A 12,455-nucleotide genomic window follows, 5' to 3' on the forward strand; every position below is an offset into this window, starting at 1 on the left:
GTAGCGCAAAAGCGGCAAGGGGTGTAAGGGCGCCCACCCAATGGCCACGACAATCCCCCAAGCACGCCGAGTCGGCATGGTTAGCCTCGGCTGTCCCAAGGCCCTGGTCGATTCAGAACGCATTCTTACCAAATTGCGCGCCGATGGCTATGCCATGTCCGCAAACTATGATGGGGCGGATGTCGTTCTGGTCAACACCTGCGGCTTCCTCGATTCCGCGAAGGAAGAAAGTCTTGCCGCCATCGGGGAAGCAATCGCGGAAAATGGGCGGGTTATTGTAACCGGCTGCATGGGCAATGAAGCCGAGGCAATCCGTGAACGGTTTCCGGACGTGCTGGCTGTAACCGGCGCCCACCAGTATGAAGCAGTGGTTGAGGCTGTGCACGAGGCCGCCCCGCCCACACAGGGCCCGTTTGTCGATCTCGTCCCCCAGCAAGACGTCAAGCTCACCCCCCGCCATTACAGTTATCTGAAGATCTCCGAAGGCTGTAACCACGCCTGCGCGTTCTGCATTATCCCGCAGTTGCGCGGCAAATTGGCAAGCAGGCGTATCGATGCCGTCCTGCGTGAAGCGGAAAAGCTGGTCGCGGGCGGAACGAAGGAACTGTTGGTCATCAGCCAGGATACATCCGCCTATGGCGTCGATGTCCGGCATGAAGAACGCCAGTGGCATGGTCACGCCGTGCGCACGCATATGACCGATCTCGCCCGTGAGCTTGGACAATTGCGCACACCGGAAGGCCAAGCGCCATGGGTGCGCCTGCATTACGTCTATCCTTATCCTCACGTCGATGCGGTTATCCCGTTGATGGCCGAAGGATTGTTGACGCCATATCTCGACATCCCCTTTCAGCACGCTGCGCCATCCGTGCTGCGCGCCATGAAGCGCCCGGCAAACGAGGCGAAAGTGCTGGAGCGGTTGAAGAACTGGCGGGAGATTTGCCCCGACATCGCAATTCGTTCCAGCTTCGTGGTCGGCTTCCCGGGTGAAACGGAAGAAGACTTCCAATATCTGCTGGATTGGCTGGACGAGGCGCAACTCGATCGGGTTGGCGCCTTCCGGTTTGAACCTGTCGAAGGCGCAGCCGCCAATACGCTGGCCGATCCCGTGCCGGAAGAAGTGAAGGAAGAACGCTACGCCCGGATCATGGAAAAGACCGAGGCTATCAGCGCGGCAAAGCTGTCAGCCAAAATCGGTCGCACGCTTCCGGTAATCATCGATGAAGTCGGCGAACCGGATGAGGACGGCGACATCGGCGCCACGGGCCGTAGTCAGGCCGATGCCCCGGAAATCGACGGAAACGTGTTTCTGCGGGATGTGCGGCCAGACCTGCAGGCGGGCGCGATTGTCGATGTCGAAATCGAGGATGCCGACGCCCACGATCTGTTCGGCGTAATCGCCTGATGCGGCAATTCGCCACCGTTCTGGAAATCCGGACGGAAGGGCGTGGCCTGATCGAGATTACCAACGACGTTTCCCGGCAGATAGGCGGCAGCGGCATCAAGACCGGATTGCTGACGCTCTTCTGCCGTCACACTTCGGCTTCCCTGCTGATCAACGAAAATGCCTCTCCTGCAGTCGCTCGCGACCTACTGCGCTGGCTGGACCGGACCGTTCCCGAAAGCGGCGTTTACGAACACGACGACGAAGGGCCGGACGACATGCCGGCCCATATCAAGGCCATGTTGACCGGCAACAGCCTGACGATTCCCGTGGCAGACGGCGAAATGATGCTTGGCACATGGCAGGGCATCTTCCTTGCGGAACATCGCACGCGACCGCATAGCAGGACGATAGCTACCCATATTCTCGGGAACTAGGCCACAGCCAGGTTATTGATACTATAGCTGAAACGGAGTGGCGCGGCGTCTCGTCCCTCCGCCGCAGGAAAATGTAGCCGCAAGATCGAACGGACACGGCCACGGTCGGGCATTCGCTCTTTATTGCACTGCAACAAATGCTATGCTGACCTTGCAGGCCCTGAAAACCTCAGGCCAGTGTCTAGTGAAGGGAACCCGATCCCGCATGACATTCACCGCAGACCGCCTCCTGTTGTTCGGCGCCACGGGCGACCTCTCGCAACGCATGCTGCTTCCCTCGCTCTGCGCTCTGGAAGCGGAAGAACTCGTCGATCCGGAATTGACTATTGTCGGTACGGCCCGCTCGGACCTTGACGATCATGCCTTTCGAAATTTCGCGCGCGAGGCGTTGGAAAAATTCATGCCGGCAGACCGGCGCAGCAACCTCGCAACTTTTCTCAATCGGCTACACTACCAACCGCTCGACGCCACCGACCCCGACGGGTTCGCCGCGCTGGCGCAAAAGGTCGGAGTGCCGAAAGACGGTCTGGCCATCTTCCTCTCTACCGCACCCAGCCTGTTCGAACCGACGATCAAAGGGTTGCAGCAAAGTGGGCTGGCAGATGGGAATGTACGCATAGGCCTGGAAAAACCGCTCGGTACGGATCTCCTTACGAGTTGCCAGATCAACGATGCGGTAGCCGCGGCATTCAGCGAAGACCGCATTTTTCGGATCGACCATTACCTGGGCAAGGAGACAGTTCAAAACCTGCTGGCCCTGCGCTTTGCCAACATGCTGTTCGAGCCGATCTGGAATGCCGCCTACATCGACCATGTGCAGATCACCGTTGCGGAAACGGTCGGTCTGGAAAGCCGGGTTGACTTTTACGACGACGCCGGAGCCCTGCGCGACATGGTGCAGAACCACATGCTGCAATTGCTGGCCCTGGTGGCAATGGAACCGCCATCGGATTTCGACGCCACCGCCGTTCGTGACGAAAAGGTAAAGGTCCTGCGCGCCCTGCGTACGGTGGCCGCAAACGAGACCGTCACAGGGCAATATACCGAGGGGGCGGTCAACGGCGCGGTCGTGCCCGGCTATGCCGACGAACTGGGCCGGGAAAGCGGGACGGAGACATTCGTCGCGATCAAGGCCCACCTCGACAACTGGCGATGGAAGGGCGTGCCCTTCTATCTCAGGACGGGGAAACGGTTGCAGAAACGGGTGACGGAGATCCTCGTGCAATTCCGGCCCGTTCCGCATTCCATCTTTGGGGAGAAGGGCGCACGGACTACCCCCAACAGCCTGCTGATCGGCATCCAGCCGGAAGAGAACATCACTCTCAAATTGATGGCCAAAGTGCCTGGACTGGACCGGGGCGGCATCGCCTTGCGCCCCGTCCCACTCGATATCGCCATGCCGGACGCGTTCACGGGTACCCAGCGGCGTATCGCCTACGAACGGCTGCTGCTCGATCTGATCGAGGGTGACCAGACCCTGTTCGTGCGGCGCGACGAAGTGGAAGCGCAATGGGCCTGGATCGACGGTATTCGCAAGGAGTGGGAGCGTGATGGGCTGGCGCCCAAGCCTTACAATGCCGGAAGCTGGGGGCCGAGCGCAGCCATCGCGCTGGCCGAACGCGACGGGGTAAGCTGGCATGAGTAAACTGCACCCGACCATCGAACGCATCACCGCGAGGATCGTGGAACGGTCGAAAGATTCACGCAGTCGCTATCTCGATCTGATCGAACGCGAGGCGGAAGGCCAGCTCGACCGGCATAGCGTCTCCTGCTCCAATCTCGCCCATGCCTATGCAGGGGCGCTGGAGGATCAGGCTGCACTGAAGGCTACGCGCGGTCCGAACCTCGCAATCGTCAGCGCATATAACGACATGCTGTCCGCGCATCAGCCCTATGGGGCCTATCCGGCGCAGATGAAGCTCTATGCCCGGGAGGTCGGCGCAACCGCACAAGTCGCAGGGGCTACCCCTGCGATGTGCGATGGGGTGACGCAAGGGCACGACGGCATGGACCTGTCGCTGTTCAGCCGCGATGTCATTGCCCTCTCCACCGCCATCGCGATGAGCCACGCAATGTACGATGGCATGGCCCTGCTCGGCATTTGCGACAAGATCGTGCCGGGCCTGCTGATCGGTGCATTGCGTTTCGGGCACCTGCCGGCGATTTTCATTCCAAGCGGCCCCATGCCCAGCGGCATCGCCAACAAGGAAAAGCAGAAAGTCCGCCAGCTCTATGCCGAAGGCAAAGCAAGCCGTGCGGAACTGCTGGAAAGCGAAAGTGCCAGCTATCACTCGCCCGGAACCTGCACTTTTTACGGAACTGCCAATTCCAACCAGATGATGATGGAATTGATGGGCCTGCACATGCCGGGGGCGGCTTTCGTACCGCCCAACACGCCCCTGCGTTCTGCCTTGACCAGAGCAGCAACCCAGCAACTCGCGGCAATTGGCAAGGACGGCAACGATTATCGCCCGCTCGCGCGTTGCGTGGACGAGAAGGCCATTGTCAACGCCGCCGTCGGCCTGCTGGCGACCGGCGGTTCCACCAACCATGCGATCCACATTCCCGCGATGGCCCGTGCCGCCGGCGTTCTGATCGACTGGCAGGACATGGATGAGCTGTCCGCCGCAGTCCCGCTGATTGCACGCGTCTATCCCAACGGCGCAGGCGACGTGAACCATTTCCACGCCGCGGGAGGGATCGGTTACGTAATCGGGGAACTGCTCGAAGCTGGGCTGGCCCATCGTGACATTGTCACTGTGGGCGGTGATGATCTCGGCAACTACGCGATGGAGCCCGGCCTCGATGGTGACCAGTTGACGTGGCGAGAAGTCGGCGAAAGCGGCGATATGGAAATGCTGCGCCCCGCCAGCGATCCATTCCAGCCGGATGGCGGCATGCGGCTTGTTTCCGGCAATCTCGGCCGCGCGACGTTCAAGGCAAGCGCGGTAGAAAAGGAACGCTGGACAGTAGAGGCGCCATGCCGCGTTTTCGAACGGCAGGAAGATGTGCTTGAAGCGTTCAAGAAGGGCGAGTTGGAGCGTGATCTCGTAGTGGTGATGCGTTTTCAGGGGCCGCGCGCCAACGGCATGCCTGAACTGCACAAGCTTACCCCGGCACTGGGCGTGTTGCAGGATCGCGGCTATCGCGTCGCGCTCGTCACCGACGGGCGCATGTCGGGTGCATCGGGCAAGGTTCCGGCGGCAATCCATGTCACGCCGGAAGCATTTGGCGGTGGGCCCCTGTCGCTATTGCAAGATGGCGATATCGTGAAGATCTGCGCCAATACCGGGGTTCTGGAAACCACTGCCGATCTTTCCTCCCGCCAACCGGCCCCTGCCCCTGCGCCTGCGCAAGGCACCGGACGTGAACTGTTCGCGATGTTCCGCGCCAATGCCGACGGGGCGGAACAGGGCGGGTCCTCCATGCTCGCCATGGCCGGTCTATGACAGAACTGGTCGCGCTCGATATCGGAGGCACCCATGCCCGATTTGCCCTGGCGAGCATTGCCAGGGACGGTGCAATCCAGCTGGCCGAGCCGATCACACTGAAGACGAGCGACTATGCCAGCCTGCAAACCGCGTGGGAGCAGTTCGAGCGGCAATGGGGCAAACCCGTACCAAAGGCCGCAGCCATCGCTCTGGCCGGGCCGGTGACGGGCGAAACGGTTCAGCTTACAAATAACAGCTGGACGATCCGCACCGGGGCGCTGGACGATCAGCTTGGCCTCGATCAGGTCACGGTCCTCAATGATTTCGGGGCAGTCGCCCATGCGGCTGCCCGTGCGGGCAATGACGAATTCCTGCATCTCAGCGGACCGGACGTGCCGCTACCCGCAACCGGTACGATCACCGTGATCGGCCCGGGCACAGGTTTGGGCGTCGCGCACTTTCATCGCTTCATGGCAGGTCAAACGCTCGGCTACCACGTACAGGCAACCGAAGGCGGCCATGTCGATTTCGCGCCTGTCGATACTATCGACGACGCCATCCTCACTCGCCTGAGAAAACGCCATCGACGCGTGTCTGCCGAACGTGTGGTTTCCGGCCCGGCAATCGTCGATATTTACGAGACGCTGGCCGCGCTGGAGGGCCGCCCAGTTGTGGAACTCGACGATCGCACGATATGGGAAAACGGCGCTGCCGGATCGGACAGTCTCGCCGCTGCCGCGATCGACCGTTTCTGCATGTCGCTGGGCAGCGTCGCAGGCGATTTCGCACTGGCCCACGGTGCATCGGGCGTCGTGGTTGCCGGGGGGCTCGGCTATCGCATTCGCGAAACCCTGCTCGCCTCCTCGTTTGCCGAGCGGTTCCGCTTCAAGGGCCGCTATGAACAGCTGATGGCCGGGCTGCCGGTCAAGCTCATCACCCATCCGCAGCCGGGCCTGTTCGGGGCCGTGGCCGCCTTTGCCAAGGAGCACACCGGATTATGAGCCTCACGATCGAACAGATCATGTGCACATCACCTGTCATTCCGGTGCTGGTAATAGATGATGCCAGCCATGCCAGACCATTGGCCGAAGCGCTGGTCTCCGGCGGCTTGCGCGTGCTGGAAGTCACCTTGCGTACGCCCGCCGCGCTGAAAGCCATTGCGGAAATGAAACAAGTGGAAGGCGCCATTGTCGGCGCAGGCACCGTTTCCAGTACCCATGATTACGACGCGGCAATGAAAGCGGGCAGTGAATTCATTGTCTCGCCCGGCCTGACCCGGACGTTAGGCAAAGTGGTGACCAGTCACGGCACGCCATTTCTGCCGGGCATTGCAACGGCTGGGGACATCATGCGCGGTCTGGAACTGGGGCTGACCCATTTCAAATTCTTCCCCGCCATGGCGGCCGGTGGCATCCCGGCGCTCAAGGCGCTGGCCGCTCCGTTTTACCAATGCCGCTTCTGCCCTACCGGCGGCATCGGAGCAGATACCGCTGCGGACTGGCTGGCGCTCGATCCCGTGCTTTGCGTCGGCGGGAGCTGGATCACCCCCAAGGGGCCTCCGGATTATGCCGCCGTTGAGGAAGCTGCACGCAAGGCGAGTGCACTGGCATGATGAAGACAGTCGCCGACCTGCTCGAACGTCTTCGGGAACAGCATGCGCTGACCAGCCAGACGCCATTGTTCAATCCCGTTTTCCAGCTTGCTCTCGACTTGTCGCGGGCCCTGGAATCGAACGAAATCGATCTTGGTCATATCGATTCCATGATCGCCGAGCTGGAATGCGATGCACTCCAGAACCGCGCTGCCCGCCTGCGGCGGCTGGTTGCACCGGTTTCCCCGGAAACCAACCAGACGGCCTTCGCAGAGCGGCTCGACAATGAACCGTCCGACTTCAGCGCCTTTCGCGCACGTTGGGAAAGCCCCCAGCTACACTGTGTATTCACTGCGCACCCGACGTTCCTCCTCGCCCCGGAACAGACCCGCGCCGTAGCTGCGGCGGCATCTTCGGAAGGTGACATCGGCCCTGAAACCTGCGTGGCCTCACCCGAACGGCCACAGATCACACTCCCCTACGAACATGCTGAAGCCATGGCGGCGATTGCCAGAGGAGCAGATGCGCGCGATCGGCTGTCCGCGACATTGCTGGCGAAAGCCCAGGCGCGATGGCCGCAGGATTGGCATGCGTTCAGGCCCCTTCCGTTCCGGTTCGCCAGTTGGGTCGGCTACGACATGGATGGGCGGACCGACATCAAATGGCACCACAGCATCGGTTTCCGGCTGGCTGAAAAGGCCGAACGGCTGGAACGCTATTGCACCGATCTGGCAGCGATCGACGCCGACCACCCGTTACTCGCCACGCTTCAGGCTGCGACCGCCCATGCCAAAGAGCGGGCCGCCGATTTCGCTGGCGACCTTTCCGACCCCGAAGCCCTTTCCGCCGCCGCCAACCGGCTGACCGCAGATGATCCCGCCAAGTTACTCAGTCTATCCCCTCTGATCGACGCATTGGAGCAGGAAGCCCGTGATGCAACTACGGCGCGCGCCATCGCACTGAAAGTGCTGGCGTCTGCCATGCGGGCTGATGGTCTCGGCATGGGCTGGATTCATTTCCGGGTAAATTCCAGCCAGTTGCACAACGCGATCCGCCGGGTGATCGACCCCAAGGGTGAACTGGACCTGGGTAGCCGTGGCGCGCTGGCCAGGCTGCGTGACGAACTGGGCAAGGTGAAGCCGCTGCGATCCAATTTCGCGGCACTGGCTATCGAAAGCAGCACTGCGATCCGCCAGTTCCTCGCCATGGCGCAGATCCTCCACCATGTGGATGCCGAAGCCCCGATCCGGATGCTGATCGCGGAATGTGAACAGCCATCGACAATCCTTGCAGCGCTATATTTCTCGCGGCTGTTCGGGATTGAGGACAAAGTCGACATCTCCCCCCTGTTTGAGACCGAAAGCGCACTGGAGCATGGTGGCCGCTTCCTCGATGCGTTGCTCGCGGAAGATAGTTACAAAGCCTATGTCCGCACACGCGGTCGGATCGCGATTCAGACGGGTTTTTCCGATGCGGGGCGCTTTGTCGGCCAGGTTCCTGCCAGCCTGGCGATCGAACGGTTACAGGGGCGACTGGCGCAGGCGATGATCGCCAATGGCCTGACCGATGTGGCCGCGCTGATTTTCGATACCCATGGCGAGAGCATGGGGCGCGGTGCCCATCCCGGTTCCATGGAGGACCGACTCGCTTGGCCGCTCAGCCCGTGGGCGCGGCGGCGGTTCGTGCGTGCAGGCATCACTCTGGAACCCGAAGTCAGCTTTCAGGGCGGCGACGGCTATCTGTTCTTCGCCACGCCGGAACTGGCGCTTGCCACGCTCACTCGTATTGCGGAAATCCGCCCTGCGGAAACCGATCCGGACGCCCCCACCGATCCCTTCTATCGGCGGACGGACCTCAGCCTCGATTTCTACCGCGCGATCCGCGACCATCAGCACGATCACCTCGAAAGCCGAACCTACTCCCGCGCGATCACCGCATTCGGGCTCGGCCTGCTCAATCCCACGGGCAGTCGCGTATCACGCCGCCAGTCCGACATTTCCGCCGATCGGGAAATGTCCCTGCGACAGATCCGCGCGATCCCTCACAATGCCATTCTCCAGCAGCTAGGCTATCCCGTGAACGTGATCTGCGGGATCGGGACGGCCGCAGACGGCAATTACGAGGAACTGGCCGGCCTGCTGCGTGAGAGCGAACGCGGGCGGCAATTGATCCGGCTGGCCAGAGCGGCCAACGCGCTGGCCAGCATCAAGACTGTCGCCGCGTATGGAGAGCTGTTCAATTCCGCCTATTGGGCAAGCCGCCCCTATCGCGGCACAGAAAAACACTTGTCCGGCCCGTGCGAGGCATTGGCCGAATACCTGATCAAGGACGACCGCACCGGAGTTTTCCGCCGTCTTGCATCCCGCCTCAGAGTCGATGCCCTGAAGCTCCATCGCTTGCTGGAACTCCTGCCCGACGAGCAGCCATTGGACGACCGCGAGCACGTTCGGCGTGTTATCGGCGTGCTTCAGGCGCTGCGGCTTGCCTTGTTCCAATACATGTTCATCCGGGCGGTATCGGTTCCGGTGTTCAGCAGGGCGAACGACATCAGCCGTGACGATGTGCTGGAAATGGTCTTCACCTTGCGGATCGACGAAGCCCTGTCGCAATTGCGCAGAGCCTTCCCCACCAGCTTTCCGAAGATCGACGATTTCGCCATGGATGAACCGGCCGATTACCCGGACGGTGCGGGCGAAGGCTATACGCAGATCCAGCGCGACTATATCGACCCGATCGAGCGCGCCTACCGGCTTTCGTTGCGTATCACCATTGCCATTGCCAACGAATTCGGAGCACACGGCTGAACCCGCCGATGTTAACCTTTGTCAAATCGGCGTCTCTGGATGAGACGGGCGCCTGCACGTACTGGCGTTAACCTGCCATTTGCGCCAGATTGCCGCGATGGATTCGGCATTCAAATGGATCGGTGGGGGTACGGCAGCAGTCCTGGCACTGCTGGGCGCGGCATTGGTCGCCGCGAATGCCCCTGAGGACCGGCCACACATAGAGCCGGAAACCGTTCTGGATATGCCTGCAGCCCTTCCCGAAGTGGCGACGGAGACGCCTGCGGAAACCCAGGTCGCGGCGGCCGATGTGTCCGACAATCCGTTCGTCATCAAACGCATTCTGCCGATCGATGGGCCAATCAAATACGGCGAATGGCATTGGGACGATGCAGGCGTACCAGACGGACCATTGCTCATTACCGTCGATCTCGATGCGCGCGTGGCCTCAGTGTTCCGGGGCGGTTACGAAATCGGCGCGGCGGCGGTCCTGCTTGGCACGGACGAGCATCCAACCCCGCTGGGTACTTTTCCGATCATGAGCAAGGAACGGCACAACATATCCGAAAAGTACAACAACGCGCCCATGCCTTGGACCTTGCGGTTGACCAGCGACGGGGTCGCAATCCACGGTGGCTCCACGGTCGAAAACGGCTATGCCAGCCATGGATGCATCGGCACCCCTGACGGATTTGCTGAAAAGCTGTTCGCTATCGCCAAGGTTGGCGACAAGGTCATCATCACGCGCGGCAAGATGGTCGGGCTGGGAGCCAGCCTCGCTGGCGGCTAAAACCGCCAACGCTCGCCGCGTCGCCCTGCTACATATTGTTCGTCCCGCCCCGCCGCGGGGCTTCCTTCCGGAAAGTCCACTCTCCGTCAGGTGCCGAGCGCGCCACCACCCCTGCAAGCGTGCCGTCCCGGCCAGCCTGTAAACGATTGATGAGCTTCGCCACATCACCGCCACGCGGGACACCGCCGAGCAGTGCAATCGCCCGGCCAACGATCCGCATGCGAATGGCGCGAGGGGCCTTCGGACGATACCGGATCGCGTCCTCGCTGACCTTGACGCCTTCGTTCCATTCCCGTTGGGTCGCCCAGATCATCACCCCTTCGGCATCGGCGAGATGGCTCGCGCTCATCGCCAGCGCTCTGACATCCAGCCAGTTGCAGTCTTTCAATGCCTCACGGATCTTGACCCGATCGAAGCGCAGGTCGCGATTGCTCGGGTCCTGTACTGCATCGAGCCCGGCTGCTTTCACCAATTCAGCGAGTTCCGCACGCCGCCAGCCGAGCAGGGGCCGTAACAAAGTGAGATCACCGCCGGGAACATTGGTTCGTGCCCGCACTCCGGCAAGGCCCGCAATCCCGCTCGCGCGGTTCAGCCGCATCACCAGCGTTTCCGCCTGATCGTCGGCATGATGAGCCGTGGCAATGGCCGACAGCCCTCTCCGCTTGGCCCAGGCTGCCAGCGCGCGGTAGCGCGCCATCCGGGCCATATCCTGCAAATTCCCACGCGGCACCTGCACCGGCAGAATTTCATGCGGGATACCGTGGCCAGAACAGAGTTCGGCCACCATCGCGGCTTCCGAGGCGCTTTCAGCGCGCAGCCGATGATCGACTGTTGCGACCTCCACTTTCCCCGGCAGGACCGCCTCGGCCAGCAGCAGCAGTGCAAGGCTGTCCGGCCCACCGGAGACAGCCAGACCGAGTTTTTCACCCTCAGGCCATATCCGCGCGAGATCGCCCGCAAAGCGGGCGATCAACGGATGTGGAGCACTTTCAGGCATGGTCGAGATTGGCTTGTCTCTTACTTGCACTTCACTTTCGCCCGATCAGCGTCGTATTGTCCCTGTAACCGTCCGGTAGCGAGTGCCGGGTAAACTTCCCCGAATTTCGCCAGCGCGATGCAGGCACGCGAAGTATCGTTTATCGCAGTCATGGCTTCGGCCAGGAACAGCAGACTGTCTCCGGCACGCGCACCATTCATATCCTCATCGTAGTTCTTGACGAACCACGGCGCCGCCTCCTTGGGCTTGCCATCATCAAGATAGGCCCGGCCCAGCAGGTTCCGGCCATAACTGATCAGCCTGTGCTGAGGATACTTCTCGACATACAGACGCAACTGCTGTTGCGCTTCGGGATAGAGCTTCGCCTCCCACAGCCGGAAGCCATAGGTATATTCGTCTTCGCCCGCATCGCCGGTATCCGGCTTGGTGATGGCTTGCACTCTGGCCAGCCGCTCTGCGCTCGGTGGGGCAGGTTTTGCCGCAGCGGGGGCAGCAGGGACGGAAGGCTTGCTCGCAGCGGATGCGCCACCGCTCATTGCCGAGAGATTGGCATCGGCAGAACTGGTATTCGCCCCAACGCCGGATGCCGTCGCCGGGGTGGCTGGCGGTGTGGGCTCCAGCGCCGCAACCCGTCCGGACAAGCGAGCCAGCGTATTGGTATTGCTTTCGACCTGCGCCGTCAGATTCGCAATGCGCGTTTCCATGGCATCCAGCCGTGCAAGCACATCGGTCAGGGCACTGGTCGCGGGGGGCAGGCCGGTATCGGTCTGGCTTGTCCCCGCAGTGGTGCCATCGTTGAAGAAGCGCCCATCCCCGCCAGGGAAAACCTTGCGTTGCAAGGCCCGCACTTCGGCTTCCACCTTGCGCATGCGTGCATCGTCAACCTGCGCCGCCGCAGGAACAGCCGTTCCCACCGCCGCACAGGCGGATATCGCCAGCACCGCGGCGCGTGCTCCCGGTAATATTCCCCGCAGAGATTGCCGTCCCGTCCTCATTTGCCAAGCTCCTGTCATTACTGCCGCACGGCTTGACACCATGACGC

The 12,455-nt window shown here is 61.8% G+C and carries 10 protein-coding genes; 8 read left to right on the plus strand and 2 right to left on the minus strand.

The features are described 5' to 3' along the window. The first annotated feature begins 40 nt into the window (after nt 1–40). The 8 genes from rimO to MB02_RS01380 all read left to right on the plus strand — a co-directional run bounded on the left by rimO (nt 41) and on the right by MB02_RS01380 (nt 10,416). A complete protein-coding gene (gene rimO / locus MB02_RS01345; RefSeq protein ID WP_067531499.1) occupies nt 41–1,405 on the plus strand; it encodes a 30S ribosomal protein S12 methylthiotransferase RimO in 1,365 nt (454 codons plus the stop codon). Further along, nucleotides 1,405–1,821: a secondary thiamine-phosphate synthase enzyme YjbQ gene (locus MB02_RS01350; RefSeq protein WP_067531501.1), complete on the plus strand. Its 417-nt coding sequence runs from the start codon at nt 1,405–1,407 to the stop codon at nt 1,819–1,821. The genes rimO and MB02_RS01350 overlap by 1 nt, the downstream gene beginning before the upstream one ends. A 205-nt stretch (nt 1,822–2,026) precedes the next feature. Further along, nucleotides 2,027–3,466: a glucose-6-phosphate dehydrogenase gene (gene zwf / locus MB02_RS01355; RefSeq protein ID WP_067531503.1), complete on the plus strand. Its 1,440-nt coding sequence runs from the start codon at nt 2,027–2,029 to the stop codon at nt 3,464–3,466. After that, on the plus strand, nt 3,459–5,270 hold the full coding sequence (gene edd / locus MB02_RS01360; protein WP_067531504.1) for a phosphogluconate dehydratase: 1,812 nt from the start codon (nt 3,459–3,461) through the stop codon (nt 5,268–5,270). The genes zwf and edd overlap by 8 nt, the downstream gene beginning before the upstream one ends. Next, complete coding sequence (glk, locus tag MB02_RS01365; protein WP_067531506.1) at nt 5,267–6,253, plus strand: glucokinase; 987 nt, start codon at nt 5,267–5,269, stop codon at nt 6,251–6,253. The genes edd and glk overlap by 4 nt, the downstream gene beginning before the upstream one ends. Then, entirely contained in the window at nt 6,250–6,864 is a 615-nt protein-coding gene (gene eda, locus MB02_RS01370; RefSeq protein WP_067531508.1) for a bifunctional 4-hydroxy-2-oxoglutarate aldolase/2-dehydro-3-deoxy-phosphogluconate aldolase, read from the plus strand. Before glk ends, eda begins: the two co-directional genes overlap by 4 nt. Continuing rightward, a complete protein-coding gene (locus MB02_RS01375; protein ID WP_067532228.1) occupies nt 6,864–9,647 on the plus strand; it encodes a phosphoenolpyruvate carboxylase in 2,784 nt (927 codons plus the stop codon). The genes eda and MB02_RS01375 overlap by 1 nt, the downstream gene beginning before the upstream one ends. Nucleotides 9,648–9,744: 97 nt before the next feature. Next, nucleotides 9,745–10,416 carry a L,D-transpeptidase family protein gene (locus MB02_RS01380; protein WP_067531509.1) on the plus strand — a complete coding sequence of 224 codons (672 nt, stop codon included), beginning with the start codon at nt 9,745–9,747 and terminating at the stop codon, nt 10,414–10,416. 28 nt (nt 10,417–10,444) lie between these two features. Here the strand turns inward: MB02_RS01380 and tilS are convergent, their stop codons facing one another. Continuing rightward, nucleotides 10,445–11,443 (minus strand): tRNA lysidine(34) synthetase TilS, encoded by a 999-nt coding sequence (tilS, locus tag MB02_RS01385; RefSeq protein WP_235829381.1) that lies wholly within the window; start codon nt 11,441–11,443, stop codon nt 10,445–10,447. Continuing rightward, nucleotides 11,434–12,354, minus strand: coding sequence for a tetratricopeptide repeat protein (locus MB02_RS01390; RefSeq protein WP_235829382.1), 921 nt, complete (start codon nt 12,352–12,354; stop codon nt 11,434–11,436). Before MB02_RS01390 ends, tilS begins: the two co-directional genes overlap by 10 nt. Nucleotides 12,355–12,455: the final 101 nt, after the last annotated feature.

Origin of the sequence: Croceicoccus estronivorus, from assembly GCF_001625325.1 — a bacterium.
GTDB classification, from domain to species: domain Bacteria; phylum Pseudomonadota; class Alphaproteobacteria; order Sphingomonadales; family Sphingomonadaceae; genus Caenibius; species Caenibius estronivorus.